General features: G+C 64.7%; 22 protein-coding genes. 9 read left to right on the top strand and 13 right to left on the bottom strand.

Annotated elements, in window-relative coordinates; translation table 11 throughout:
* Positions 1–63: 63 nt before the first annotated feature.
* The 5 genes from LJE69_RS00255 to LJE69_RS00235 all read right to left on the bottom strand — a co-directional run bounded on the left by LJE69_RS00255 (position 64) and on the right by LJE69_RS00235 (position 4,110).
* Positions 64–618: a YdcF family protein gene (locus tag LJE69_RS00255; RefSeq protein WP_296919959.1), complete on the bottom strand. Its 555-nt coding sequence runs from the start codon at positions 616–618 to the stop codon at positions 64–66.
* A complete protein-coding gene (locus tag LJE69_RS00250) occupies positions 615–1,370 on the bottom strand; it encodes a TerC family protein (protein ID WP_296919957.1) in 756 nt (251 codons plus the stop codon). The genes LJE69_RS00255 and LJE69_RS00250 overlap by 4 nt, the downstream gene beginning before the upstream one ends.
* Positions 1,370–2,266 (bottom strand): amino acid ABC transporter substrate-binding protein, encoded by an 897-nt coding sequence (locus LJE69_RS00245; protein ID WP_296919955.1) that lies wholly within the window; start codon positions 2,264–2,266, stop codon positions 1,370–1,372. The genes LJE69_RS00250 and LJE69_RS00245 overlap by 1 nt, the downstream gene beginning before the upstream one ends.
* A 5-nt stretch (positions 2,267–2,271) precedes the next feature.
* Positions 2,272–2,775 carry a PH domain-containing protein gene (locus LJE69_RS00240; RefSeq protein ID WP_296919953.1) on the bottom strand — a complete coding sequence of 168 codons (504 nt, stop codon included), beginning with the start codon at positions 2,773–2,775 and terminating at the stop codon, positions 2,272–2,274.
* 72 nt (positions 2,776–2,847) lie between these two features.
* Complete coding sequence (locus tag LJE69_RS00235; RefSeq protein ID WP_296919952.1) at positions 2,848–4,110, bottom strand: multifunctional CCA addition/repair protein; 1,263 nt, start codon at positions 4,108–4,110, stop codon at positions 2,848–2,850.
* 271 nt (positions 4,111–4,381) lie between these two features.
* On the opposite strand from LJE69_RS00235, the gene LJE69_RS00230 reads away from it, so the two are divergent.
* Positions 4,382–4,870 (top strand): DUF2939 domain-containing protein, encoded by a 489-nt coding sequence (locus tag LJE69_RS00230; RefSeq protein ID WP_296919951.1) that lies wholly within the window; start codon positions 4,382–4,384, stop codon positions 4,868–4,870.
* 105 nt (positions 4,871–4,975) lie between these two features.
* Here LJE69_RS00230 and LJE69_RS00225 read toward each other — a convergent pair whose 3' ends face one another.
* From LJE69_RS00225 to cysM, 5 genes are all read right to left on the bottom strand, one after another.
* Positions 4,976–6,481: an ABC transporter substrate-binding protein gene (locus tag LJE69_RS00225; protein WP_296919948.1), complete on the bottom strand. Its 1,506-nt coding sequence runs from the start codon at positions 6,479–6,481 to the stop codon at positions 4,976–4,978.
* 64 nt (positions 6,482–6,545) lie between these two features.
* Positions 6,546–7,199 carry a hypothetical protein gene (locus LJE69_RS00220; protein WP_296919946.1) on the bottom strand — a complete coding sequence of 218 codons (654 nt, stop codon included), beginning with the start codon at positions 7,197–7,199 and terminating at the stop codon, positions 6,546–6,548.
* Between the two features lie 181 nt (positions 7,200–7,380).
* Positions 7,381–7,851, bottom strand: coding sequence for a CYTH domain-containing protein (locus tag LJE69_RS00215; RefSeq protein ID WP_296919943.1), 471 nt, complete (start codon positions 7,849–7,851; stop codon positions 7,381–7,383).
* Between the two features lie 99 nt (positions 7,852–7,950).
* Complete coding sequence (gene rlmD, locus LJE69_RS00210; protein WP_296919940.1) at positions 7,951–9,276, bottom strand: 23S rRNA (uracil(1939)-C(5))-methyltransferase RlmD; 1,326 nt, start codon at positions 9,274–9,276, stop codon at positions 7,951–7,953.
* A 48-nt stretch (positions 9,277–9,324) separates the two neighbouring features.
* Positions 9,325–10,215, bottom strand: a complete 891-nt coding sequence (gene cysM / locus LJE69_RS00205) for a cysteine synthase CysM (RefSeq protein ID WP_296919937.1) — start codon at positions 10,213–10,215, stop codon at positions 9,325–9,327.
* A 364-nt stretch (positions 10,216–10,579) separates the two neighbouring features.
* On the opposite strand from cysM, the gene LJE69_RS00200 reads away from it, so the two are divergent.
* Positions 10,580–10,939, top strand: a complete 360-nt coding sequence (locus LJE69_RS00200) for an Hpt domain-containing protein (RefSeq protein WP_296919935.1) — start codon at positions 10,580–10,582, stop codon at positions 10,937–10,939.
* Between the two features lie 72 nt (positions 10,940–11,011).
* Here LJE69_RS00200 and lptG read toward each other — a convergent pair whose 3' ends face one another.
* Positions 11,012–12,073: an LPS export ABC transporter permease LptG gene (lptG, locus tag LJE69_RS00195; protein ID WP_296919933.1), complete on the bottom strand. Its 1,062-nt coding sequence runs from the start codon at positions 12,071–12,073 to the stop codon at positions 11,012–11,014.
* A gap of 267 nt (positions 12,074–12,340) precedes the next feature.
* Here lptG and LJE69_RS00190 point away from each other — a divergent pair, with 267 nt between their 5' ends.
* The 4 genes from LJE69_RS00190 (at position 12,341) to LJE69_RS00175 (ending at position 15,899) form a co-directional block, all read left to right on the top strand.
* Complete coding sequence (locus tag LJE69_RS00190; protein ID WP_296919930.1) at positions 12,341–13,825, top strand: leucyl aminopeptidase; 1,485 nt, start codon at positions 12,341–12,343, stop codon at positions 13,823–13,825.
* A gap of 147 nt (positions 13,826–13,972) precedes the next feature.
* The gene (locus LJE69_RS00185) at positions 13,973–14,401 is read left to right on the top strand and encodes a DNA polymerase III subunit chi (RefSeq protein ID WP_296919927.1); all 429 of its coding nucleotides are present in this window, start codon (positions 13,973–13,975) and stop codon (positions 14,399–14,401) included.
* Positions 14,402–14,908: 507 nt separating this feature from the next.
* Complete coding sequence (locus tag LJE69_RS00180; RefSeq protein ID WP_296919925.1) at positions 14,909–15,193, top strand: hypothetical protein; 285 nt, start codon at positions 14,909–14,911, stop codon at positions 15,191–15,193.
* Positions 15,194–15,272: 79 nt separating this feature from the next.
* Positions 15,273–15,899 carry a hypothetical protein gene (locus tag LJE69_RS00175; RefSeq protein ID WP_296919922.1) on the top strand — a complete coding sequence of 209 codons (627 nt, stop codon included), beginning with the start codon at positions 15,273–15,275 and terminating at the stop codon, positions 15,897–15,899.
* A 59-nt stretch (positions 15,900–15,958) separates the two neighbouring features.
* On the opposite strand, the gene LJE69_RS00170 is transcribed toward LJE69_RS00175, so the two are convergent.
* Both LJE69_RS00170 and LJE69_RS00165 read right to left on the bottom strand, forming a co-directional pair.
* Positions 15,959–16,099, bottom strand: coding sequence for a hypothetical protein (locus LJE69_RS00170; protein ID WP_296919920.1), 141 nt, complete (start codon positions 16,097–16,099; stop codon positions 15,959–15,961).
* Positions 16,100–16,684: 585 nt separating this feature from the next.
* The gene (locus LJE69_RS00165; RefSeq protein ID WP_296919918.1) at positions 16,685–17,974 is read right to left on the bottom strand and encodes a serine hydrolase; all 1,290 of its coding nucleotides are present in this window, start codon (positions 17,972–17,974) and stop codon (positions 16,685–16,687) included.
* A 1,534-nt stretch (positions 17,975–19,508) separates the two neighbouring features.
* Between LJE69_RS00165 and LJE69_RS00160 the strand changes: the two genes are divergently transcribed.
* The 3 genes from LJE69_RS00160 (at position 19,509) to LJE69_RS00150 (ending at position 25,909) form a co-directional block, all read left to right on the top strand.
* Positions 19,509–19,661 carry a hypothetical protein gene (locus tag LJE69_RS00160; RefSeq protein WP_296919915.1) on the top strand — a complete coding sequence of 51 codons (153 nt, stop codon included), beginning with the start codon at positions 19,509–19,511 and terminating at the stop codon, positions 19,659–19,661.
* 187 nt (positions 19,662–19,848) lie between these two features.
* Positions 19,849–23,823, top strand: a complete 3,975-nt coding sequence (locus LJE69_RS00155) for a glycosyltransferase (RefSeq protein WP_296919912.1) — start codon at positions 19,849–19,851, stop codon at positions 23,821–23,823.
* Positions 23,824–24,043: 220 nt separating this feature from the next.
* A complete protein-coding gene (locus LJE69_RS00150; protein WP_296920005.1) occupies positions 24,044–25,909 on the top strand; it encodes a hypothetical protein in 1,866 nt (621 codons plus the stop codon).
* Positions 25,910–26,378 lie beyond the last annotated feature (469 nt).

Here is a 26,378-nt window from a genome sequence, read left to right as displayed (position 1 = left end):
CGCAGTTCCACCTGCAGGGGCCTCGAGCGCCGTGAGTCGGTCCGGCATGCAGCCGCCCCGCCTTCAGCCGGACATCGGCGAGCGCCTGGTCCCGCGCATCAGCATGCACCACAGCCAGCGCAGCAGATAGGCGCCATAGCCCGCCAGCTCGTGTGCCAGCAGCACCCATAGCCGCGGCGGGTGCTCGTCGGGCGGTACGGAACAGCCGGCGCCACGTACCCGCAGCGCGTGCGCATGAAACGCCAGCTTGGCTCGCGGCAGGTGCCAGGGGTCGCTCACCAGCAGCACGGGAGCGAACGCGCGCGGGGTGGCATGCAGCAGCTGTACGCTGCGAGCGGCGTTCTGCCAGGTGTTGCGGGCCGTCGGCTCGCGCAGAATGCGCTCGGCGGCTATGCCGTGCGCCTGAAGCAGCTCCGCGATCACGGTCGCCTCCGGGCGCTCCGACACGGCGCCGGGCGGCACGCCGCCGGTGGCGAGCACCCACGCGGTGGGATTGCGGCGCAGCAGTTCCAGCGCGCAGCGCAGCCGGCGCTGCAGCGCCGGCCCCGGCGTTCCGGCCGCCGTCACCGGGGCGCCCAGCACCACCACCAAAGGCGCCCGGGCGGGCGCGGCAGTCATTCGCCCGGCCCTTGCCGATGCAGGTGCACCGGCGCCGCCAAGCGCTTGCGCAGCCGAATGTTGATCATCTCCACGGCCACGGAGAAGCCCATGGCGAAGTAGATGTAGCCTTTGGGAATGTGCAGGTCGAGCCCCTCGCCGATAAGCGCCACGCCCACCAGGATCAGGAACGACAGGGCCAGCATCTTGATGCTCGGATGCGCATCGACGAAGTCGCCGATGGGCTTGGCGGCCAACATCATGACGCCCACCGCGAGCACGATGGCGATGACCATCACCGGCACGTGCTGCGCCATACCGACGGCAGTGATGACCGAATCCAGCGAGAACACGATGTCGATAACGGCGATCTGCCCCAGCACCGACCAGTAGCCCGGCACCGCCGGGCGTGTGACGTGCTCGCCCTGCACGTCCGCCCCCTCCAGACTGTCCCAAATCTCCTGGCTCGACTTCCACAGCAGGAACAGACCGCCGGCGATGAGGATCAGGTCCCGCCCAGACAGCGCCTGGCCCAGCAGCATGAACAGCGGCGCCGTTAGGCGCATCATCCACGCCAGCGACAGCAGCAGCAGAATGCGCGTGACCATGGCCAGCGCCAGCCCCTGCACCCGGGCTCGGTCGCGCTGCTGCGGCGGCAGCCGGCCCACGAGCACGGAGATGAAGACGATATTGTCGATGCCGAGCACGATCTCCAGCGCGGTGAGGGTCACCAGCGCGAGCCAGGCCTCGGGCAGGAACAGCCAGTCGAGCATCAGTCCGCAAAGCCGTAAATGAAGTAGACGGTCTCCAGCAGCGCCGTGGGCTCAGAGTCCTCGCCGAACCAGCGCTCGAAGATCCGGTCCACCTCCCGCGTGCGGTAGATTTGCGCCAGCGCCGTGTTCACCACCAGGCGGAAATCGGCATCGTTGCGCGGCACCGCGAAGGCGTAAGGCTCCACCGAGAAATCAGCGTCGAGAATCGAGAAGTCCTGCGGGTTGCCCGTCTCCGCCACCTGCCCGATCAGCACCAGGCGGTCACCCGCGATCGCATCCAACGCGCCGGCGACGAGTTGCTCGCGGCCGTCGCGGGCGTCGCGGATGGGCTTGATCTCCGCGTTGACGAGCCGTTCCTGCAGCACCGGGCGCAGGCGCCGCTCGGTGGTGGTCTCGGGGATCACCCCGAGCTTCCTGCCGCCCAAGTCCTCCAGTGCGCGGATACCGCTATCGGACTTGGTGAGGATGCCGCCGGACTCCACGAACACGACATTGGAGAAATCCACCTGCCGCTGGCGCGCCAGCGTCATGGTGGTGGTACCGCACTCCAGGTCCGCCTCGCCGTTGGCCACGGCCGCGATGCGCCGCGGTGTATTGCCCTCGATCCAGGCCACCTCCAGCGCATCGAGCTCAAGCGCCCGCTGCACGCCGGCGATGATGCGCCGGCAGAGATCCACGGAATAGCCCCGGGGGGTGCCGTCCGTGTCCTTGAAGGAGATGGGATAGGCGTTCGGATCGTAGGCGACGGTGATGGTCTTGGCGGCCTTGATGCGGTCCAGCGCGCCGGTGGCGGCGCCGACGGAGGCCGTGCAGGCCAGGCAGAGCGCCAGCAATCCGAGGGCGAGCCCGCGCGGACCCCGGCGCGCGGTGGGCCAAGACGACAAGGCGCCACACACGGCGCTCAGTCCTCCACGCCGCGGGTCTTGATGAGCTCGCGGATGTCGCCCGGGCGCGGCAGCCCCTTGATGGTGAGCTCGGGATCGTCGCCCGTGGTGTAGATCACCAGATCGCCCGCGTTCAGCATCCGCTGCAGCAGCGACTGGCGCACCCGCACGGTGCGGATGGAGCTCATGTTGGTCTCGGTGTACTGCTTGTTGAGAAAGCCATGCGTCCAAATCACGTCCCGCTCGGTGATCTCCAGTCGGTCGAAGAGCCCCTGCATCCACCAGCTGAACAATTGCAGCAGCCCCCAGGCGATGAGCAGATAGCCCAGGTAGCTGACCTTGGCCCAGGACGGCAACGGCCGGCCCGCCGTGATTTCGGACAAATACGGAACATGGCCGGTGACGGCGACATAGGCCCCGGCGAGCACCAGCAGCCAGGCGACGAGGGTGCCGAACGGGTGCATCCGCCACACGGAGGGGTTCGCTGCATACAATGGCTTGGACATCGGTGGCTTGGACATCGGACTGCTCCTGACGGAAAAAGCGGCGCAGATGGTACCAACATCCCCGCTGCGGTAACACGATGCGCGGCATCATGGCCCTGCTGCACCGCCAATGCGCCGGCACGCTTCGATGATGGCCGCGAGCCGTGCGCGGCGAATGTCCTCGGCGATCTGCCCGGGTTCCGCCGCGGCGGCGATGGTGCGCTGGTCCACCCGCTGTGCCGCCAAGACGCAACTGCGCACCAGCTCGCCCTGCGGATAGGCGTGCTCCTCGTAGCCGGGGCGCCCGCGGTAGTCGGCCTCGCAGGCGAGCAGCAGTTGCTCGACGCGCCGCGGGCGGCGGAATAGGTCGACGGCCTCGAACATGGTCAGCAGCGTGCCGGGTTGCAGCCGGGCCGCCCGGTGCACCAGGCCATGATAGCGGGCGACGAGCCGCGCCAGCTCGCTGAAGCGCTTGGGCACCCGCAGCCGCACGCAGATCTCCTCCACCAGCGCCACGCTGCGCTCCTCGTGGCCATGGTGCTGGGGCCATTCCGCTCGCGGCGTAACGCCCTTGCCGAGGTCATGGCAGAGCGCGGCGAAGCGAACCTCCGTTGCATCGGAGAGCCGTGCAGCCATGTCCACCACCATCATCACGTGCACGCCGGTATCGATCTCCGGGTGCGACTCCGCCGGCTGCGGCACGCCCCAGAGGCGGTCCAGCTCGGGCAGCAGCCGCGCCAGGGCGCCGCAAGCACGCAGCACCTCGAAGAAGCGCGACGGCCGTGCCTCGGCCAGCGCCTTCGCCATCTCCTGCCAGACCCGCTCGGGCACCAGCGCGTCCACCTCGCCCGCGGCAACCATGTCGCACATCAGCGCCATGGTCTCGTCGGCGACGCGGAAGCCCAACTCCGCGAAGCGCGCGGCGAAGCGCGCCACCCGCAGGATGCGCACCGGGTCCTCGGCAAACGCGAGCGAAACGTGCCGCAACACCCCCGCCTTCAGGTCCGCGACACCGCCGAAGGGGTCGATGATGTGCCCGTCCCAGTCCTCGGCCAGGGCATTGATGGTGAGGTCCCGGCGCGCGAGGTCCTGCTCCAGCGTCACCTCCGGCGCGGCATGGACCTCGAAGCCGCGATAGCCGGGCGCGGACTTGCGCTCGGTGCGCGCAAGGGCGTACTCGTCTTTGGTCTCTGGATGCAAAAAGACCGGAAAATCCTTGCCCACCCGGGTGAAACCACGCCGGCGCATCTCCTCGGCCGTGCTGCCGACCACCACATAGTCCAGCTCGTCCACCGGCAGGCACAACAGGCGGTCGCGGACCGCGCCGCCCACCAGGTAGATATCCAGGCCATCCGTCGCCGTGCTGCTCATGAGCGGTGTCTTTCCGGGCGCGCCGGCCATTGTCGATCGGGCCGCTGCATCCGAGCGGCCATGCTCCCTGGCGGCGCCACCAGGAAAGGGGATCGGTCTGTCGGTTGCGCTGCCATCGATGCCCCCGGGTGGAAAGGCCGCCGATTATAACCATCGCCACCCGCGTGTCCGACCAGGCGTCCCGGATCGCGGGACGCATCACCAAGGGGGTCGTCGCGGCCACATCTCAGTAAAATGGGCGTTTCGATTCGTGCACGCGGGTGAGACATCCATGGGACGCATTCTGGGCTATCTGTTGCTGCTGGCCGCGCTCGGCTACGGCCTTTGGCCCTACTACACGGTGTTCCGGCTCGACGACGCCGTGCGGGCAGCGGACCCGAAGGCGCTCGCGCCCTACGTGGACCTCGCCGCCATCAAGGCCAACTACCAGCGGCGTCTCGCGCGGGCCGTACCCGCCTTCGAGCCACGCTCCGGCGCGGGCGCGGACCAGGTGGTGTCCTGGCTCAAGACCAACCTCGGGCGCCTCGGCGACGCGGCACTCGATCAGGCCATCACCCTGGACTGGGTACGCAACGCCCTGCGCGAGGCCGCCGAGCGCACCACGGGCAGCCGACCGGCGCTGTTCATCGACGCCATCGACTTCGCCTTTTTCGAGTCATGGAACCGCTTCGTCATCCGCGTCGGCCCCATCGGCAACGCCACCCACGTGGTGCTCGGGCTGGACGGCAAGGACTGGCGAATCATCGATCTGGTGCGCTGAGGTGCGACGCGCTGCACGTCGGCCATGCAAGGGAAATCGGTGCGCAGCCGATTTCACTCGCGCGTCAGTGCCCGTGACATCGCCTTCGCCCACCAGTCGCGCGGCTCAGGCGGCCGCCACGCGCGTCACCGTCGCCAGCCCATCGTAGTGCCCATCCGGCGCCAGCCGGTAGCCGGCAATGCCCTGCCGGGTGGCCAACACCTGGTCCTCGAACCACAGCGGCAGATACGGGAGATCCCGATGCAGCAGGTGCTCGAGCTCCCGGTACAGCACCGCCTGCCGCACCGGGTCCATGGTCGCGGCGGCGCGGTCGATGAGCCGATCCGCCGCGGCGCTCCGATAGCGCCCCCGGTTGGCGCCGTCGGGTGGCAGGGAGGCGCTGTGAAAGGCGTAGCGAAAGATGTCCGGGCTCTGCACACCCACCCAGGTGAGGCTGTAGAGCTGGAAGCGCCCGGCCTTGACGTCGCCGAAGAAGGTGCCCCAGTCGTAGCTTTGCACCCGCACGTCGATGCCGACGGCGGCGAGCTGTGCCTGGATCACGGTCGCCAGGCGCAGCCGGAAGGGGTCGCTTGACGTCTTGTAGCTGAGTCGCAGCGGCCGCTCGGGCCCGTACCCGGCCTCGTTCAGCAGACGCCTGGCCAGCGCCGGGTCGAACGCATAGGGTTGCAGGTCATCCGCACCGGCCCAGTGCTCGGGCGGGAACAGGGCCTCCGCGAGGCGGCCATTGCCACGGAACAGGAATTTCAGGATGGCCGCGCGATCGACCGCGTGGGCGACCGCACGGCGCACGGCCAACTGCCCGGTGGCCGGGTCGGAAAGATTGAATCCGAGATACGAGAAGTTCACGCCCGCCGCCCGTGCCACCCGCACCTGCGGCTGTTGGCTCAGGTAACCCACCAACTCCGGCGGCAGGTCGTTCTGCAGGAGTTGCACCTCGCCGCGCAGCAGCTTCATGACGCGCACGTTCGGGTCCTTGACGGTGACCAGCTCGATGCGCTGCCCGTCACCGCGACGGGCCAGCCGCAGGCGGCCCGGCTCCGGCCAGTCGACGAGCCGCAGCGGCCCGCTGCCGACGGGCTCGCGCTGGAAGGCATGTCCGGCCTCGATGAGCCGCGCCGGCTGGATGCCGATGCCGAGGTGATAGGCAAACAGCGGCACCGGCTCAGGCAGTTGGAACTCCAGCGTGCGATCGTCCAGCACCCGCACCCGCTCGATCACCGACAGCACCGCCCGGTGGTGCGAGGCAGTCGCAGGGTCCAGCACCGATGCGTAGGTCGCCGCCACGTCCCGCGCGCGCACCGGCTCGCCGTTGCCGAAGGGCGCGATGCCATCGCGCAGCCGAAAGCGCCAGTGTGTCGGCGTGCGCTGCTCCAGGTCGGCAACGCCCGGCACCGGCCGACCCCTGGCGTCGAACTCCACCAGGCGCGCGTACAAGAGCCGGTTGACGCGCTCCGACAGGGCGTCCGTTGCCAGCCGTGGGTCCAGGTTGCGGGGCTCCGTGGCGACGGCAAAGCGCAGGGCGCCCGCGGCGGACTCCCGGCGCGCGCAGCCCGCGGCGAGCCCGGCGCACGGCGCGCCGGCGAGCGCGATCAGGAACCTGCGGCGATGCATGGCGCGGAGTGGTGCATGGCGCCCTGAGGGTCAGGACCTTCCGAACACGGGTGGTGCAGCGGCGTCAGCCGCCGCCCGGCGCCACACCTCCGGGGCGCTCGACGACCTCCGGGTTGAGTACCTCCATCGTCTCATCGCCCATGCCCATCACCAAGAGCCCCAGGTGCGTCGCGCGGCGGATCAGCGAGCCATCGACGCTCAAGCTTGCGGCGACGCCGATAACCCGCTCGCGCCGGTACTCCGGGTAGAACTCGGGGAAGGCGGCGACCTTCGCGAGCAGCTCGTCGAGGTGCTCGCTTTTCAGGCGGGATTTAGTCTCATTGAGCAGCACGACCCGCGGACAAACCACCAGAACGTCCACCTCGAAAGTCGCGTCGGCCACGTGCCGGGCGAGACGCACGCCGACCAGCTCCGGGGTCGTGCAGTCGAACAGCTCGCGGGCGATCCGGGGCAGATTCGGGGCAACGATATCCTCGGCCAGCGTGCCCAGGCGATTGGCCAGCTCTCCCCACTGTTTGTTCATGCGCTTGCGATCGCGCTCGGTCTCGTCCTTGAACTCGCGCATCTCGTCCTTGAACTCGCGCATCTCGTCCTTGAACTCGCGCATCTCGCGCGCGAGCCTGGCCAGCTCCATCTCCGTGCGCATGGACTGATAGCTGAGCTCCTTCATGTAGTCTTCGAGCGTGTCCACCCGACGCTCCAGTGCCGCCTCAACCATCATCGGCCTCCTCGATTATTCCTGCTGTCATCGTCGCCGCCGCCACCCGGCCTTTACGCGGCTTCTGTGCTTGCTCCAAGCATAACGCCTCCGCTGATCCTAAGGAGGGCCGCAAACCGGCGGGAATGCCGCCACGCATGGGCGCGCCGAGTCTTTCCGCGCGCGCCCGGCAGCGCGCTGGTCACCAGCGCCGATACGGGTGCCGGGCCAGGTTGACGTTGTAGTAGCGCAGGTCCGCGGTGACCTCGCGTCCGGCCCAATCCGGCATCTGGAACGGCTCGTCCTCGCGCGTCAGCTCCACCTCCGCCGTCACCAGCCCGGCGTTCTCGCCGGCAAACACATCGAGGTCCCAGACGTGCTCGCCGCAGCGGACCCTGTAGCGCACCTTGTCGATGGGCGGCGAGACGGCGAGCTCCTTGAGCATCGCCTCCGCGTCCGCGGGCGGGATCGGATACTCGTACTCGCTGCGGGTCGCCGCGCCGCGGATCATGCCCTTGATGGTGAGGAACGCCTTGTCGCCAGCCACGCGCACGCGCACCGTCGCGGTCTGGTTGTTGGCCAGATAGCCCTGCACCATGCGCGTCTCGGATTCGACGGCGTCGCGCCAGGAGTCGCTGGTCACGAGGAATTTGCGCTCGATTTCAGTGGCCATTCGGGCTTACCTCAGCTCACATTCCTGCGTGAGAGCACAGAGTACGGAATATGGCGGGCGCCCCTGCTCGCTCCAACGCACTACGTATTCCGTACTTCCTCACCGTTCAAACACCGCCATCGACTCCAAATGCGCCGTATGCGGGAACATATCCATGGCCCCGGCGGCCTCCAGCCGGAAGCCCAGAGCGTGCACCAGGTGCTCCGCATCGCGGGCGAGCGTCGCCGGATAGCAGGAGACGTAGACGATGCGCCGCACGCCGGTGGCGGCCAGCGCGTCCAGCACCTCGCGGGCGCCGCTGCGCGGCGGGTCCAGCAGCGCCTTGTGGAACCTCTCCTGGTGCCAAGGCGCGGCGGCGGTATGCTCGGCGTAGAGATCGGCGCTTTGGAATTCCACGTTGCCGATGCGGTTGTGCTCGGCGTTGCGCTGCGCCCGCGCCACCAGCCCCGGATCACCCTCGACGCCGACCACGAAACGCGCCCTGCGCGCGATGGGCAGGGTGAAGTTGCCAAGCCCGCAAAAGAGATCCAGCACGCGCTCGTCCGGCTGCGGGTCCAACAGCGCCAGCGCCTGATCCACCATGCGCTGGTTGAGTTCCAGATTGACCTGGGTGAAGTCGTTGGGCTCGAAGTGGATCTCGACGTCGTGCGCCGGCAAGCGGTAGCGGAGTGCGCCCCCCTGGTCTGGCAGCGGCGCCACCGTCTCGGTCCCGCCCGGCTGAAGATAGACGTGCAATCCCGTCGCTACCGCGAAGGCCAGGAGCTTGTCCCGGTCCGCCACCGTCGGCGCCTCCAGCACCCGGAACACCAGCACCGTCGGTCCGTCACCCTGGGCCACCTCGATCTGCGGCACCCGCTCGCGGATGGTCAGGGACTGGATCAGCGCCGCCAGCGCCGGCAGCCGCTCGCCCACCTCCGGGCGCAGTACGTCGCAGTGGCCAAGGTCCGCGACGAAGGACGACCCACGCTCGCGAAAGCCCACTAGCACCCGCCCCTTCTTCGGCACCCAGCGCACGCCGAGGCGCGCCTTGCGTCGGTAGCCCCAGGGCTCGCCGGTGAGCGGCTCCAGCCAGCGCGCCGGCGCGACCTTGCCGATGCGCGCCAGGGTCTCTGTCAGCACCTGCTGCTTCAGGTGGACCTGCGCCGCCGGGGCCATATGCTGCAGCGCGCAGCCGCCGCAGACCCCGAAGTGGGGGCAGCGGGGCTCGACACGCTCGGGGGCCGCCGCCAGCACCTCCAGCGGCACGCCCTCGTCGTGGCGACGCGCGCGGCGGGTGTAGCGGAACAGCACCCGCTCACCGGGCAGGGTGCCGGGCACGAACACGGCCTTGCCGTCCACGTGCGTCACGCCGCGGCCGTCATGGCTCAGGCTCTCGATGTCCGCGGCGACGGGCTCCGTCGGCAGCGGCTTGCGTTTCTTGCTCAAGGCGGGGATCGTACCGGGGTTATTCTAGAAAATGATGCAGGCTGGCGGTCAGGCGGGATAGACGCCGGTGGACAGGTAGCGGTCACCGCGGTCGCACACGATGGTGACGATCACCGCGTCTTCCACTTCTTTCGATAACCGCAGCGCCGCGGCCATGGCGCCGCCGGAGGACACGCCGGCGAAGATGCCCTCCCGGGCAGCCATGGCACGCATGGTTTCCTCGGCCTCCTGCTGGCTCACGTCGATGATGCGATCCACCCGCGCGGCGTCGTAGATCTTCGGCAGGTACGCCTCGGGCCAGCGCCGGATACCGGGGATACTGGAGCCCTCCGCCGGCTGGACCCCAACGATCTGAACCGCCGGGTTCTGTGCCTTCAGGTAGCGGCTGGCGCCCATGATGGTGCCGGTGGTGCCCATGGCACTGACGAAGTGCGTCACCGTGCCGCCGGTGTCGCGCCAGATCTCGGGGCCGGTGGTCTCCTGGTGCGCCAGCGGGTTGTCTTCGTTGGAGAACTGGTCCAGGCGCTTGCCGAAGCCCTGGGTCTCCAGCTCGCGGGCGAGGTCGATGGCGCCCTCCATGCTCGCCTCCCGCGGCGTGAGCCGAATCTCCGCGCCGTAGGCGGCCATGGCCTGGCGACGCTCGACGCTCATGTTCTCCGGCATGATCAGCAGCATGGGGTAGCCCTTGATGGCCGCCGCCATGGCCAACGCGATGCCGGTGTTGCCGCTGGTGGCCTCGATAAGCGTGTCGCCGGGCTGGATATCCCCCCGGGCCTCGGCATGGCTGATCATGCTGAGCGCTGCCCGGTCTTTCACCGAGCCAGCGGGATTGTTGCCCTCAAGTTTGCCCAGGACAACGTTGGAGGTCGCCCCCGGCAGACGCTTGAGGCGCACTAGCGGGGTGTTGCCGACGAAATACTCGATGCCCGGATAGTCCATCAGCGCGATGCCTCTCAAAATGTGTAACTAACGGAAACGCCAACGCTTTAGGTGTTTTTCCCGCCGGGCATCATGCCCGATCATCGACCGTGCCCCACCGCTGTCGATCCGGCACACCGAACATGCAGAACCGCAATACCACTCGCTTCGTGAGCCAGATTCGTGTGCGAGGCACGGTACCGAGCCGATCTTGGCCTGACTGCCCAGCGCGGGACTGCCCATCATCGACGTCTCCCTTTGGTCAAGCATTGTGCACCAGCACACCGATGCGCAAAAGGGACCAACTAACACAGGAGGTGTACAAACGAGTCATCGACGGGTTACGTTTGGCCACGGATCACGTGGCAGCTTATGGAGACTTGGAATGACCCCGACCGACGATGACCCAGACCTCCCCGTCTGGGATGAGGACGCGGCGCTAGCCAGCGTCGGTGGGAACCGGGCGCTTGCGCTGAGCCTGCTCAAGGGCCTGTGCGCGACCCTGCCGCACGAGCTCAGCCTGCTGCGGGAGCGGCACGCGGACGGCGACCTGCCCGGCACCGCGGAGCAAGCCCACCACATCAGCGGCGGCGCCGCCTACTGCGGCGTCCACGCGCTGCGCAGTCGGCTCACGCTACTGGAACAACGGGCGCGGGCTGGAGACGTCAACGGTTGCCGGATCGCACTGAGCGCCGTGGATGCAGAGGCGACGCGGCTGCTCGCCTTCTCGGAAGATCTCAGCTGAAGCCCGCCGCTTGCCCCCGGCAGAACCCCGGGCCGCCCTGCCGGCAGCCGCGCCGGCGCCTGCGTTCCGCCATCAGCCAACCCTGCGCAGCACCAGCAAGGCGCCGCCAACGAACAGCAGCGGCGGCGCCAGCGCCGCCAGCGGCGGGCTCATGCCAAACAACAGGGACAGGAACGCGAAGCTGCGGCTCACCAGGTAGAACGCAATGCCGATGACGATGCCGGCGAACACCTTAACCCCGGTGCCGGTGGTGCGCGCCGACCCTAGCAGCACCGGGATGGCGACGAAAATCATGGCCAGGATGAGCAGCGGCTGCACCAGCTTGCCCCAAAACGCCACCTCGTAGCGGCCGGCGTCCTGACCGCTTGCCTGCATGTAGCGGATGTACCGGTAGAGTCCCCAAACGGACAGCGCCTGCGGTTCCACGACGATCACCTTCAGCAGCGACGGGCGCAGCAGCGACGACCAGCCAGCCTTGTCCATGCGCTGCACCCTGACGCCGCTGTCGGAAATCAGGCTGCGCTCGATGTTCTGCAGCACCCAGCCGCCATCCTCGTAGACGGCGCTTTGTGCGTGCGTCGCGGAAAGCAGCGTGGTGCCCTTGACGCGGTAGATGTGGATGTCCCGCAGCACGGCGCCGGGCTCGAGCTCGCGGATGTTCACAAAGGTATCGCCGTCGCGCGCCCACAGCCCGGCGGTGGTCATGGCAACAGCGTCACCGCTCTGCGCCATCTGCCGCAGCGCCAGGGCACGTTGCTCCGCCGGCGGAGCAATGCCCTCCCCCACCACCGTAGCACCCGCTGCCAGCAAGACGCCACCCAGCATCGCCCCGAGCACGATGCGGCCGATGGACACCCCCGCGGCGCGCATGGCCACCAGCTCGGAGCCGGACGCCAATTGGCCGAGACCCACCAGCGCGCCGATGAGCGTCGCGATGGGGAAGATCTGGTAGGCGTAGCGCGGCAGGCTCAAGGTCACGAACCACAGCGCATCCATGAAGCTGTAGTGCTCGGTGCCGACGTGGTTGACCTCGTCGGCGAGCAGAAAGAACCCAAGCAGCGGCAGCAGCACTGCCAACGTCAGGAGCGAGCCTTCGACGACGGCGCGCGCCAGGTAGCGATCCAGCCGGTTCATGCGTGCGCATCCGGCGGCATCAGGCCGGATGACCGCGATCTGGTCCCGCGCGGCCCCGCCGCCCCTGCCCACTGCTGCCCACGCATCTCGTTTCTGCCACCCGTGCCGTTCCGGTAGACTCGCGGAAGGTACCACAGCCACGCGCGGCGGCGGCGCACCAGCGCCCCCAAGCCTCACTCCAGTGTCCACCGAGCGCCCGCCAAGCGTGCGCCGGCGCCCTCGGGCCACGACACCACGCGCGCGGCAGCTAGCGTCAACGGAGACCCCATGCAGCTCAAGATCGTCGGTGGCGACCTCGCCCAAGCCAAGACCCCCTGCCTGATCCTCGGCGTGTTCGACAAGCGCAAGCTCTCGCAGCCGGCCGACGCCATCGACAAGGCCACCGGCGGCGCCATTGCGGCGCTCCTGGGCAAGGGCGACTTGGACGGCGGCAAGGGCTGGCTCCTCGCCTATGATCTGCCCGGCATCGCCGCCGAGCGGGTGCTCCTGATCGGCCTCGGCAAGCGCAAGGAGTGTGACCGCGGCAAGCTCACCAAGGCGCTGGGCGGCGCCCTGGCACGGCTCGGCGAGATGCGTGTGGACAAGGCGCTACTGGCGCTTCCGGACGGCCTCGACGACTACGCCTCCGTCCGCGCGGCGGCCCTGAAGGCCGCCGAGACCGCCTACCGCTACGAAGCGACCAAGAAGCCCAAGGACGATGCCCCGGTGCTGCTCGCAGCGCTCGGCATCTGGGTGGACAAGCCCAAGCACGCCGCCGCCGAGCGGGCCGTGGCCCATGCCGGCGCCATCGCCGAAGGCGTCGCGCTGGCCCGCGAGCTCGGTAACCTGCCCGGCAACCACTGCACACCCACCTATCTCGCCGATCGTGCGGTCGAGCTCGCCGGCGAGCACGCCGCGCTCACCACCGAGGTGCTGGACGAGGACGCCATGCAGGCACTCGGCATGGGCGCCCTGCTCTCGGTGAGCCGCGGCAGCCGCCAGCCTGCCAAGCTCATCGTCATGACCTACAAGGGCGGCGACGACTCCAAGCCGGTGGTGCTGGTGGGCAAGGGGCTCACCTTCGACGCCGGCGGCATCTCCATCAAGCCCGCCGCCGACATGGACGAGATGAAGTACGACATGGCCGGTGGCGCCAGCGTCTTCGGCGCCGTAGTGGCGGCCGCGCGCATGGGCCTGCCCCTCAACCTGATCGGCGTCGTGCCCTCCTCCGAGAACCTGCCGGATGGCGACGCCAACAAGCCCGGCGACGTCGTCACCAGCATGTCCGGCCAGACCATCGAGGTGCTCAACACCGACGCCGAAGGCCGTCTAATACTCTGCGACGCCCTCACCTACGTGGAGCGCTTCGAGCCGGACGTGGTGCTCGATATGGCCACCCTCACCGGCGCCTGCATCGTCGCCCTCGGCCGCCACCCGTCCGGGCTCTTCACCGGCGACGACAAGCTCGCCGCCGAGATCGCCCATGCCGGCGAGGCCAGCGACGACCGCGTCTGGCGCATGCCCCTGTGGGACGACTACCAGCAGCAGCTCGACAGCAACTTCGCCGACATGGCCAATATCGGCGGGCGCGACGCCGGTGCCGTCACCGCTGCCTGCTTCCTGTCGCGCTTCACCAAGTCCTACCGCTGGGCGCACCTCGACATCGCCGGCACCGCCTGGACAACAGGCAAAGAGAAGGGCGCCACCGGCCGGCCGGTGCCACTGCTGAGCGAATTTCTCATCCACCGCAGTGGCGTCGAGACCGACGCATAGCCCATCCGAGTCGAAGCCGAAATCGGGATCGGGATCGGCACATAAGCCGATCCTGATTTCGACAGCGACAACGACAACGACAACGACAACGATGACACTGTTGCCCGTATCTTGGTGCGACGGGCCTGGAGGGGGCGGCGCGACGCCATGACCCGCATCGACTTCTACGTCCTCGCCGATGGCGCTCGCGACGACCGGCTGCGACTCACCTGCCGCATCACCGAGCGCGCCCGCGCGGACGGCCAGCGGGTGCTGATCCACTGCGCGGACGTGGCCACCGCCCGCAACCTCGACCGCCTGCTCTGGACCTACCGCGAAGAGAGCTTCCTACCCCACGGCCTGGTGGGCGAGACCAACGCGGCGCTCACACCCGTGCTCATCAGCATGGACGGCGAGCCGGCGACGGAGGATCAGGTGCTCATCAACCTGAGCCCCGAGGTGCCCGAGTTCTTCGCCCGCTTCGAGCGGCTATGCGAGCCGCTCGACCAAGACCGGACCGTCCTCCAGGCCGGCCGCAAGCGCTGGAAGTACTACAGCGACTGCGGCTATGACCTGAAGCACCACGAGGTGCGCTGACAGCGGCGCCGGCATCGGGGCTCCGGGGCGCACATCCAACCCAGGCTGGGAAATCGTGGTGCAGCGCGGTGCCAACGCCCCGCTGGTATCGGCAGTCGCTGCCGCAATCCTAGGGCGCTGAGCCGGCCGGGCAAGTGACGTAAGCTGGCTTTCAAGCCAGTCGGCATCGCAATTCACCGACAAAATGGATGGTCACCAATCCTGCCAGATGCGTCTAGGCTTAGATGAAACATGAGGAGCGGTGCTTGTTTGGTCACGGACGAGCGCGGCGGCTGGGGAAAATGTGTCAGGCGCGTGCCCATGAGGTATGTGACGTGACAACCGAACGGCCCCATCGGACGATCACCCTCATGACCAATCGACTCCCCATCCCCACCCCACTCATTCTTGCCCCTGCCGCAGCGACCCTCTCTTGACTCAGTGTCGCACGCACCGAAACACGCGTCGGTGGGCCTGCAAACCAGCCTCATGTAGCAGTTGACTCCATACGGCCCCCACGCATCTTAGGTGAGCCTGGAAGCCGCCCCATTCTCGCTGGGCAGCGCGACCTACTTCAGGCAGCGCTTCGCATTCCGCATCGCCACGCTGCGCATGTCCAGAAATGTCAGCTTCGCGACGGTATCTGTTAACGCAACAGAGCCGCGATTCAATTGGGCACTGCATGCCCTGAAGAAGGATATGCGCGAATACAGCTCTGTTCCGCACACCACCAGGCAAGTCCCGGAACATTCGCTAGTGCCGCGCGGGATCTCCAGCGATTCGCGTCCCGACAAGCCTGCACGGGCATCCTGATCGCACGCGCTCCGGGACTCGCCCCCCGGACAAGACTCTCATATTGCGCAGCCCGATCGGTTAATAGGAGATTCGCACCATGTTCACACAAAAGCTCACTACGATCTGCCAACCTTCCTTGTTGGCTCTCGCTGTATCGGGCGTCGCCCATGCCCAGTACGACGATCCTAACGCAACCAACAGCATCGCGTTCGATCTCGATCGCTCCCCAGGCATCGTACAAGCAGGTTGCCTGCCGTACGCCGCGGGCAGCGTTGTCGTGACGTCACAGGGGCCTGTCGAGGTGATGGATATTGCAGTGGACGGATTACCCAAGAACGTGGTGCTTGACGTCTTTGTGATCCAGGTCCCGAATCCCCCGTTCGGGCTTTCCTGGTATCAGGGTGATCTCGAGACCGATGCGAATGGGCATGGAGAGGAGCAGTTCATCGGTCGCTTCAGCAAGGAAACCTTTGTCGTCGCACTGGGCGTCGCCGCATCTCCGGTCGTGCACCGTGACCCCTTCACGGATGCCGACAAGAACCCGAAGACGGATCCCGTTCACACCTATCACATCGGACTTTGGTTCGACTCACCCTATGACGCGTCTGCAGCGGGTTGCCCAGACAGCGTCACGCCCTTCAACGGCGAGCACAATGCCGGCGTCCAGGTGTTGAATACCTCGAGCTTTGACGATCTGGCAGGACCGCTCTTCCAGCTGGAGTGAAGCGAAATCGGAGACCACGACCTCGCGACGTCTTGCGTCGCGAGATTCGCCAGCAACGGTCAGGATCGGTTAGCGCAGTTGACGACGTGCTGCGCGTCGTCCGTGAAGGTCCGCAGCACGCCCTCAATGTCATCGGTGGCCTCGTACAAGAAATGGTCGCTCACGACCTTGTCCATGCCCTCTCTGCTCATTCTGTTCATGATTCGCCACCTCTCGGGGTTGTTTCTCGAACGAGTGAAGTGGACTGATGCCCAGGTTGACTGCTAGACGCTCATCAGCCTGTCCAAAGCAATTGGACCACTCGCAAGCCCCAAAAGTCCGGTCAGCCAGCGACCACTGCGGAATCTACGGTTGCTGGCAGCAGCGTTCCGCCGAAAGCGCAAGGTCCGATTCTGGCCCGTTACCGTCTCTCTCGGACAAGAAATGAGGGGTTCGCTTAGCTGCCCGTAGCGGAGACCTCGTCCACCGGTACTGAGATGCACAGCACGCCCCACAGCGGGCTCCCGGCTTCACATCAGGGAGTGTCCGCCTTCCGGCGCGGTGGGTCTGCAAGCACCGCATCTGCCAAGCACGACAATCACCAGGGAACAGGATCTTCACGAGCAATCAGATTGCCGATTGCGGGCAACACTTGGCCATGGTCCATTGCAGCAGTGCCGCAATACGCCGGCAGTCACGACCCGGTCCAAGCACGACGGGACTGATCCAGTCCCGTCTCAGGGCTTCTCGGCAAGGACGCTACATTGCACTACCCCGCTCAGGTACTCGTCTAGACAAAGTCAGAATCATTGGTCGCCTGGAGGAACATGCGGATCCCCGTCGGACAGCTGCACCAGTTTTCGCATGAACATGCCATTCTCTTCCGTCCCCGAATTCGATCCGGCAATCTTCATGCGCTGCTTTGCTACGTTGATCGAAATGGTCGAAACCCATCGTTCATTACTTCCCTGATACATCAGCACGGTTTCCGCTTCCGACATATCGCGCAACCAGCCCAGTGTAAAGTACATCTGATCCTGCACCTTGATATGAGGCTCTTCGATTGCCTTGAGGAGGTCGAGCGTCACACCGACGCGGTCCAGCAGCGGTGTCTGCTTAGACTGCATGTAAACCCGTTCAAGCTTGGCCATGTCACCAATCGTCATGGCCCAGAGACCGGCGGGGGTCATCACCAACGGCAGATCGGCATAGCGGTATCCGATGCCCACAGGCTGGTTCTTCGGCGTATGTGGAGCAGGGTTGTTGTCTTGCATGTTGTGACCGATGGCGACAGGCGTGGGCCCCGCCGGCAAGAGCAAGCCGCTGTAGGTACTGGTCATCCCCGGTGCGCCCGGATTCGCGGTTGTGATTCCCAACGGCTTGAACAGACGTTCCCGCATGAGCGCTTCGTATGTCATCCGATTATCGGGGTGCTTGCGGTTCCAGGCCGTCTCGGCCATGTACCCGGCAAGGGTGTAGCCAACATTGGAGTAGAAATACTTCGCACCCGGATCGGCCGACAATGCGTACGACTTGGCCAACTCGTCCACCAGCAATTTGCGCCCAAGAGATGGCTCCAGATTATAGCGATACTGGCTCCACAACCACGCATCTGAATAGTCATCCGTGACCATGTCGTCATCGATTCCACTGGACATGCCCAGCAGCATGCGGAGCGTGATCAGACCATAGCGACGATCCTTCGCCAGCAAAGCATCACGTTGTTCCGGGAGAACATGATCGACGAGCTTCACGTCGAATGATTCGAGTGCACCGGCATTGATGAGATTGGCGCACAGCAGTGCCGTCTGCGCCTTGCCCATGGAGCCCCAGTGCATGACATCGCCATAGCTAATGGGGCTGTCCTGCCCAAGCATGCGCGTACCGGCCTTGCCATGAGCGATGAGGTTCTCGCCATGGTATTCCTGGTAAACGACCCCAGGCGTCCTGCTCTCGTGGATAGCCTCGGCCAAACGCGCCGAGATATCCTGTGTATCGGCGTGACCGCCCGAAGACACAGCCAAGCCCCAGATCAGACCACACAACCACATCAAATGAGTTTTCATTTCAATCGCCTCGCAAAAAGGGGTTGGCATGCCCACCCCGCCTAAGAAGCCGGCTACGAAGCCAGGCCGGTACGACGGCTTCACCACCCCTGGACCTGACAGACATCTTTCTGGAAGGGGGGTGGACGCCGCCCCCGCGCAGCGGGACAGCGACTATCCGGGCATGCTGTTCGGCTACGACTGGGAGTAGACCAGAAGCCCGGCGGGCGCCTGGCAGTGGACGCCGAAGGAGGCGACAGACAAGAACCTGGTGCCGGCTGCCGATGATCCGTCCAAGCGGGTCCCGCTCATCATGACCGAGGCGGTGATGGCAATGCGGATGGGCTCCCTCTATGCCGAAGAGAAGTTCGTGCCGCACCTCATGGCGGCGTGCAACAAGCTCGAGAACGCCGACCGCTGCGACCTTGCCTCATCTCGGCTGCGTGCTCTTCCTCCGCGGGCCACGACAGCGCAGCCTCGACCGGACACTCTAATGCGCACGCCCCCTTGAGTCTACGCGAAAACCGGCGCAAGCCGGTGAGGGCCGTCATTAGCCAAGGCAGCGACCATTTCGGCGCGCGACTGCGAGCCACCCGATTTGCTCGTTGGGCGGTGCAGCGGTGGCCTCCACATCAGGCTCATCATGTGCACCCCCGCCGTCGAACACTCCAGCCAGGCGCTCCAATGCCTCTGATGCTTGCCCTCGTCGATAGGCGTCGGAGAGACTTCCTATTCGCTGGCCGGTTAGACGATGGCGCCGACTCAGGGAATTCCCCACACCGACCTTGGCTTTGTACGCCATACGCCGACATTTCCGCGCCCCGGAAATGATTCTTGGCTTCTCTTCGGGTTAACCCCCACCGCCAGCGTTGGACCACCGCTCCGATCTTCGGGGAATATTTGACAGCCAATCGGGAAGAAACTACCGATAGATCGGTCCCTGGTTGCGGCCGCGCCGAGCGTTTGGTTCAGTGCCAGGCATCGCTCTCAATCGCCCGCGCCCGACCTGATCGCCGGGGTTCTCGCAATAGGCGATGGTCAGTCGCTCCGTATGCTGGTCGGCCAGAACGACTGGCGATCCAACGAAATACCGCGGAGCTGCGGTCGTGAGGTCAGCGATGGACGCGGATCGGCCAGGCCCACAAGAACCATGCGTGTCGTCACATGGCGCAGCCTATAAGACCGAACTCGACCGAAGGCGAATGCCCCGGGTCACCGGCTCCAGCCGGGCCCACCGGGGTGATGTCCCACGACGTGTCCTTCGCCCAACGGACATGTTGATGTATCGGCATCTCCCTTGCGGCGCAGGATGCCCCGCCACCTTCCGCGACTGCCCCGCTAAGGTGGCGGCGTTTGCAAATCGCGCTTCTGGATGTCACGCCATTCTTTGGCCCGCGCGTTCAGTGTCACGGCGTTGATCATCATCCCGGCCAAGCGTGCAGTTCTGGCTCCACGCTCCAGCGTGGGAGCAGGGGCGGACGCTCTGCGTCCCGTGTTCTGGCCGAAACGATGATCAAGGCCAGCGTCACCGTATCCCAAGCCGCTGCCCGGTGGATACTGACTGCGGCCGTTGCGAGAAATCTACATGGATCTCACCAACGCCGTGATCCTTCTCGTTATCGGCGCCACCACCGAGTATCTCGCTGCAATATCCCTCGGCGGTGGCGGCCTCGACGCCTTGGCGCCATCGCCGAGGCAATCGTCGGTGCTGGTATCGCACTTCCCGCAATCACCTTAGTACCCGCATGCGCTCCGGCGCCTTCGGGCGGTCGCGCGAACGTCCGTCGTGGAAGTGCGACGCAGTCGGTTACATCACAGGCATGCGCGGTGACGCGTTTTGTCCCGCGTCGACAGATCCTTGAGTTTCCCTGCGAGCGGCGTCCTTACGGGCGTCAGACTTGGCTCCATGGTCTTACGGAATTACTATGCAGATCGTCGTCTTAGGAATGCATCGCTCCGGAACATCGATGTTCACGCGCCTGGTCAACATGATGGGCGCGTACTTCGGTCCTGAGTACATTGCAACCAAGCCGAATGCCGAGAACCCCAAGGGCTTCTGGGAACGCCGTGACGTACGGAAACTAAACGACATGTTGCTGCTCTCTGTCGGCAAGGATTGGAATCGGATTGCCGACTACGACCCGCTACAGCTACCGGACTACGCGCGCGCCACGTTCAATCTGAAAGCGCGCATTCTCATCGACCGCCTCGACGCACACCGCCCATTTGTTATCAAGGAGCCCCGGCTTTGCGTCAATCTGCCGGCATGGCTGCCGCTTCTCGAGTGTCCGGTGTTTCTCATTTGCACCCGCCACCCCATCGAGATTGCGCGCTCGCTACAGGCCAGAAATGGCATTCCACTGCCCGTGGGCATCTCATTGACCCAGGCGTATCTTCGCAGGCTCCTTCGCGCAACGGAGGGTTATCCCAGGGCCGTTTATCGACACCGCGATCTGATGTCTGACCCCGCAGACGTCGCTAAGCGTGTTCACTCGCAGCTCAGGGCGTGGGGAGTCCGCAGGTTAACCGTCCCCGCCGCTGCGGAGATCAACGCCTTCATAGACCCTCGGTTGCACCGACATCATACCGCACCGGCCGAACAGGATGCCTATCTCTCCCCAATGCAGGCTGCGTTCTTCCATGCCGTGGACACGGCTGACTGGGACACGCTTGCGCCGATGCTCGACGTCTCCGAGCCGGAAGCCACGCAGTTGCGGCTATACGAGTCCGGCCTTTCGTCTGCGGAACATCTCAAACGCGCGCAAAAGAAGCTCGAGCAGAGCAGTATCGAGCTGAGAAACTCCCTGGAGCAAATCTCACAGCAACAGCACGAACTCGAGCGTCACGTCCGTCAGCTTGACCGTCAGGCCCGTCAACTCGAGCACAAAGACCGCGACCTGAAACAGTTAAGTGACAGATACCATGACTTACAGGCCGCACTTTCCACATCCAAAGACCGAGTTCGTGTGCTCGAGGAACAGCATGCCCGTACGTTATGCCGATTGGATCGCGATCTACGAGCGCTCCTTCCCGTCGTGGAAGGGTTGCAACGTTCCAGGAGTTGGCGGTTTGGCCATGCGCTCGTTCTGACAGGGGCGCGCCTGTGTGGACGCGCGGCCGGCAATGGGTTCGACGTTCTTCGCCCGCGGCTCGAGCGAACGCTTGGCCTGATCGGCGCTCTCGGGCCGATCCCTTCGGAAAGCCATACCCCCCTGCCCCGGGATTTGCCTCCCGCAAGCCACCAATCGCCCTCATCCGTAAAGACGGCCGTTGTTGGGCCTGTTGTTGCGGCGCCACCTTCCTCCCTGGCGCACTTCCCCATCGCGTCGTGTCCACGGGCGACGAGCCAGACCGCGCCGACGCCACAGGTTGCGCCGCAACGTCGATCCGGAATAACCGTAGCGGTAATCGCCTGGGAAGCTAGTCATAATTCGTTGGGGCGGGCGTACCTCCTCGCAGAGACCCTTGCCCGTCACTTTAACGTAATTCTTGTCGGGTTCGGCTTCGACAGATACGGGCACGACGTGTGGTCTCCTCTGCGGAACGCGCCGATCCCTACCATTCGCATCCCAGGCTCAGACTTCCCGGCATTTGCCGACACGCTTGCACAACTGGCGCCGCGCATCGAAGCAGACGCAATCATCGCATGTAAGCCACGCATTCCATCACTCCAACTCGGGCTCCTGATGAAGGCGTTCTTGAATCGCCCCCTGTTGATCGATATCGATGACTGGGAACTTTCATTCTTCAGGGAGCGGTCGCCTATCGCGCGGGAGTCCCTCGCAAGCTTGCGCAACGCATGTGATTTCACCTCTCCTTTCCAAGAGACCTGGACTCGGTTCGCTGAGTCACTGGTCCCCCTTGGCGACGCAATCCTGGTATCGAACGAGGCGCTCCAGCAACGGTTTGGCGGGCATTGGATTCCCCATGCACGGGACGAAAGGATATTCGATCCAGCCCACTATGATCGTGACGCAGTGCGGCGCAAATTTGGCTACGGGCCAGAGCACCGCGTCGTGCTGTTTCTAGGTACGCCGCGCCGGCATAAGGGGGTATTGGAGGTAGCCCGGGTGGTAAGCACTCTGGAGGACCCTAATCACCGCTTCTGCATCATCGGCGACTTTCCGGACCAGGCTCTAGAACTGGAACTGCGCGCAGTTGGCGGCGAGCGTTTGCAGATGGTCTCTGGTCAGCCCTTCAGTCAACTGGCAGAGAATGTTCTAGTGGGCGACGTAGTTTGCGTGTTGCAGGATCCGGAGCACGAAACGTCGAAGTTCCAGCTTCCCGCGAAGGTGGTTGATGCGCTGGCCATGGGAATCCCCGTTGTTGCCACCGACACCGTGCCCTTGCGCCCGCTCATCCGCGCCGGAGTCATTGACGCCGTCACGCGCGATGACTTGGCCACAGTGCTCGCGCGTACACTTGACACGCAGGATGCGCAGGCACGGCAGGCGCAACGCCGCTCGCTCTTCCTGCGTGACTACAGCTACGCGGCAATCGGCAACAAGTTGCAGTCGCTCATCGTGAAGCTGTTGCGGGACGGCGTCGAGCCGTTGGCTCCTGAACACCTTAGCTTCGTGCAACTCCAGAAGAGCGTGCTGGCGTCGCCAATGGACCTTACCCCCCGAGCCAGTTCCGCCCAAGCCGACGGCGCGGTAGACGTCGTCATGTTCTGGAAGCAGAACGACTCCCATTTGTATGGCCGGCGCGTGGACATGTTAGCGAAGTACTTCGCGCGGAGCCCGCGCGTTCGACGGGTCTTGGTCATCGACCTACCGATCGAGCGACAACGCCTCGCCGCAATGCAAGGTGGAACGGATGTCACTCATGATCGACGCGTTTTCGTCGAGAGTTGGCGGAAGAACTGGAGGCTTGTGCAGGCTGACAACATATCGTATCACCTGTTCGTATACAGTGATGCGCAGGCGGACCCGGAAGCACTTTGGAAGTGGCCTGCACAAAGCGATTATTTCAAGTTTCTGCATCGACTGTTCGCCGAATATAACATCAACCCTGATCGGGCAGCCTTTTTTGTCTACCCAAAGAATGAATATATCTTAACGCTCGCCAGGCGATTTCGACCCAAGACGCTTATCGCCGATATCGTCGACGATCATCGCACATGGCCTGGACTGAACCAGGAGCAGGTCACAGCATTGACAAGGCATTACCGAGATGTCGTTAAGAGTGCCGATTTGGTTGTGGCAAACTGTAACAGCATGAAGGAAGCGATGGAGGCGTTCGACGTTGATGTTCACATCGTCACGAATGCCTGCGAGACAGAACCACCGCCTAAGTTAATCGATTCTCGGGAGTGCCGGTGGTTGCGTGGCTTGAACGGGCCGAAACTCGGGTACGTTGGGAATCTGGAGGCAAAGATCGACATCCAGCTACTGGATTTCTTAGCGAGCCAACGGCGGGACTGGCATGTCGTTCTGATCGGATCGACGCACGCCAGACCGGAGGTATTGACACTCGACCGGCATCCAAACGTTCATTTCCTCGGGGTCATCCCTTATCCGGAGGTCCGGGGTTGGATTGCGGAGTTCGATGTGGCGCTGATCCCCCATCTCGACACGCCGCAGACGCGCGCCATGAATCCACTGAAGCTGTACGTGTACGCAGCATTGGGCGTGCCCATCGTCGCAAAGAGTATCTCCAATATCTCTGATCTGGAAGAGTGTGTATCAATTGCGGATACGAACGAGGCGTTCGTAACGCTTGTGGATGAGGCGCTGAAGAGGCGGCGGCAACGCGGAGTGTTGGCGCAGACGGATTCGCTGGAGGCGAATTGCTGGACGTCTCGCATACGGGAGTTGTTTGAGCTGATTGACCGGTACGAAGCCAGTGCAAGCGAGGGCGATTGGCCCGATGCCTCAGCGATCGGTGCCTCCGTCTAGCAGGGCATCACAGCAGCTTCGTTGAGCCGACGCCGACCAGCAAAACGGCCAAGAGATTCCGCTTGTCTTCGGCCGCGCCGGGTTGTAGGTGCCGGCTGAGAAATCAGGGTAATCGCCTCCCAAAGTAGTCAATGTGACCTTCCGAGGAGATAGGAGGCGAATCTTGAGAACAGAAAGATCCTGCCAGTCAATCGACAAAACGATAGCGATAGCCTTGCTGATGCTGTTCTTGGGCGTAAGTCTCTCGTCCGCCCAAACTTCAAACGAGACGGGGGAAACGAGCGCCTCACCACGGCCAGTGCTAAAAAGGCTGGGGCGCTGGGGGCAGGGTCCGGTCTACGCAAGTGCGGTATCCAACGGTCATGTGTATTTCGGATCCGGCGGGGCCGTTCGCGTCCTCGCGATCCCCGACGATTCCCTGACATGGAAAGAAGGGGCATCGATCAACACCACTGGTGTCGTACGAGACCTGGATGTTCAGGGAAACCACCTCTATGCGGCGGACGATAGCGGCGCGCTGATCATCATCGACGTCTCAGATGCCGAGGCCCCCAAGGAAGTCGGGCATGTCAAGTTCCAGGATTACGTCCGGGCGGTGTTTGTCCAAGGGGACTATGCGTTCGTGGCGGCCGGCTGGGAGGGTCTGCTTATCGTCGATGTATCAGATCCCAGGCAACCGCGCGTGGTGCAGGAGCACAAGACGGGCAACATCGCAGTAGACGTGCATGTGACAGAATCCACCGCTGTCGTGGCGAACAGCTACAAGGGCCTCAAATTAATCGACGTGTCGGATCCGCTGCATCCACAGGACATTGGAGGATACGACATACCAGGCATTGTGCAGGGCGTCTACGCCACGAATGGACACGCCTACGTGGTGGGTCTCGAAAATAGCGAAGACGATGACGCGGGTCTCACTATCCTGGATATCTCCGATCCCGGCACGCCCGTGCAGACGGGATTTCACAAGATGGAGTACGGCGCCGAGCGCATCTGGGTCGAAGGCTCGTATGCCTATCTGGCCGGCGTTGCCAACGATGCGGGGCTCATCGTCATCGATGTCTCAGACCCGGCAGCACCGCGATGGCTAGGGCGCTACCATAATCCAACCTGCTCCGAGTCGATTACCGTTTCGGGCTCGTACGCCTATCTTGCCCATGGAGACCGGGGTCTGGAGATCATCGATATCTCCGATCCCGCCAAGTTGCCGATCGTCAACCATCATGACGCGGCCGGAAAGGTTCGCGGCCTCCACGTCGTCGGCTCCTATGCCTATTTGGCAAATGGCTATACGGGGCTGCGCATCCTCGACGTGTCCGATCCCGGCGCGGCAAGAGAGATCGGACATCTGCCAACCTATCGCGCTCTGGGTGTGCGCGTGTCGGGCCCGCTCGCCTTCGTGGCCAACGACGTCGATGGGCTCCGCATCGTCGACGTCTCCGATCCCGCCTCGCCGAAAGAGGTGGGGCACCTCGACACCCCTGGCGACGCCACCAGGGTAGCGGTGTCGGATCGCCGCGTGTACCTGGCCGACGGACCGTCGGGTCTTCGCGTGGTCGATGTATCCGATCCAACTGCGCCCCGTGAAATCGCCGCCCAGGATACGCCTGGCTACACCTACGACGTGCACGTATCCGAGCCGCTCGTTTTCGTTGCAGAAGGGGATTCCGGGCTGCGCATCATCGATGTGTCGGACCCATTGGCGCCCAGGGAAATCGGACACTACGTACCAGACGAGGGAGACGTCAGGGGTGTCGATGTCGTTGGAAGTTATGCCTATCTGGCGGCGGGAAGGCTTGGGCTTGTGATCCTTGATGTGTCCGATCCTCGGACCCCACGGAAGGTTGGACAATTCGATGCACTACACACAGCTCGGACTGTTCAGGTTTCTGGTTCTTTCGCCTACATCGGGGATCTCAAAACGCTGCGAGTGGTCGACGTCTCCAATCCTTCGGTGCCCCGAGAAGTCGCGTCCTACACGACACCGAGCTATGCGGAAGAGGTTTGGGTTAAGGATGCGACCGCGTTTGTCGCCAACTTTGATGCGGGTCTGATGATTTTTGGCCTTGAACTGCAACGGGATTAGTCACGCCGCTCGGCCTTGATCATCGGTTCGGCCAGGCACGTGAGCCCAGCAGAGTGGTCCGCACAGCGGACCCTACGGCGACAGCGGTTCTCGTAGGGTCCGCTGTGCGGACCATAGCGCGGTGGCCGGAAAGATGATCGAGGCCCACCGCGGCGAGCATCATCCCGGCCAAGCGTCCGGTTCTGGCTCCCACGCTCAAGCTGCACTGCCATTGACTTTAGCCATCTCGTGTTCAGTAGCAGTGCTTCCGCCGGCGACGGTGGTAGTCGAGCAGGCCGCGGTCGGAGGTGTTCTTGCGTGGGGGGGTTACGCCCCTCGCGGTACGTGGTGGGGTTGGTCAGGAACAAGGCGGTCAGGCGCTTGCGGATCGTCTCGGCATCCTCGTCGCCGAAGAGGATGTCGAAGGCGTTGTGCTTGATGGCATTGAAGGAAACGGCACGGTTGACCCGCTGGGGATGGCGGGTGGGCT

Origin of the sequence: Thiohalocapsa sp., from assembly GCF_022340605.1 — a bacterium.
Classification (GTDB): Bacteria; Pseudomonadota; Gammaproteobacteria; order Chromatiales; family Chromatiaceae; genus Thiohalocapsa.
This window is presented reverse-complemented; position numbering and strand designations above follow the sequence as displayed.

Coding starts and splice junctions, on each gene's coding strand:
- LJE69_RS00255 (WP_296919959.1), bottom strand. CDS start 618: ATGACTGCCGCGCCCGCCCGGGCGCCTTTGGTGGTGGTGCTGGGCGCC.
- LJE69_RS00250 (WP_296919957.1), bottom strand. CDS start 1,370: ATGCTCGACTGGCTGTTCCTGCCCGAGGCCTGGCTCGCGCTGGTGACC.
- LJE69_RS00240 (WP_296919953.1), bottom strand. CDS start 2,775: ATGTCCAAGCCACCGATGTCCAAGCCATTGTATGCAGCGAACCCCTCC.
- LJE69_RS00235 (WP_296919952.1), bottom strand. CDS start 4,110: ATGAGCAGCACGGCGACGGATGGCCTGGATATCTACCTGGTGGGCGGC.
- LJE69_RS00230 (WP_296919951.1), top strand. CDS start 4,382: ATGGGACGCATTCTGGGCTATCTGTTGCTGCTGGCCGCGCTCGGCTAC.
- LJE69_RS00225 (WP_296919948.1), bottom strand. CDS start 6,481: ATGCATCGCCGCAGGTTCCTGATCGCGCTCGCCGGCGCGCCGTGCGCC.
- LJE69_RS00220 (WP_296919946.1), bottom strand. CDS start 7,199: ATGGTTGAGGCGGCACTGGAGCGTCGGGTGGACACGCTCGAAGACTAC.
- LJE69_RS00215 (WP_296919943.1), bottom strand. CDS start 7,851: ATGGCCACTGAAATCGAGCGCAAATTCCTCGTGACCAGCGACTCCTGG.
- cysM (WP_296919937.1), bottom strand. CDS start 10,215: ATGGACTATCCGGGCATCGAGTATTTCGTCGGCAACACCCCGCTAGTG.
- LJE69_RS00200 (WP_296919935.1), top strand. CDS start 10,580: ATGACCCCGACCGACGATGACCCAGACCTCCCCGTCTGGGATGAGGAC.
- lptG (WP_296919933.1), bottom strand. CDS start 12,073: ATGAACCGGCTGGATCGCTACCTGGCGCGCGCCGTCGTCGAAGGCTCG.
- LJE69_RS00190 (WP_296919930.1), top strand. CDS start 12,341: ATGCAGCTCAAGATCGTCGGTGGCGACCTCGCCCAAGCCAAGACCCCC.
- LJE69_RS00185 (WP_296919927.1), top strand. CDS start 13,973: ATGACCCGCATCGACTTCTACGTCCTCGCCGATGGCGCTCGCGACGAC.
- LJE69_RS00175 (WP_296919922.1), top strand. CDS start 15,273: ATGTTCACACAAAAGCTCACTACGATCTGCCAACCTTCCTTGTTGGCT.
- LJE69_RS00170 (WP_296919920.1), bottom strand. CDS start 16,099: ATGAACAGAATGAGCAGAGAGGGCATGGACAAGGTCGTGAGCGACCAT.
- LJE69_RS00165 (WP_296919918.1), bottom strand. CDS start 17,974: ATGCCAACCCCTTTTTGCGAGGCGATTGAAATGAAAACTCATTTGATG.
- LJE69_RS00160 (WP_296919915.1), top strand. CDS start 19,509: ATGGATCTCACCAACGCCGTGATCCTTCTCGTTATCGGCGCCACCACC.
- LJE69_RS00155 (WP_296919912.1), top strand. CDS start 19,849: ATGCAGATCGTCGTCTTAGGAATGCATCGCTCCGGAACATCGATGTTC.
- LJE69_RS00150 (WP_296920005.1), top strand. CDS start 24,044: ATGCTGTTCTTGGGCGTAAGTCTCTCGTCCGCCCAAACTTCAAACGAG.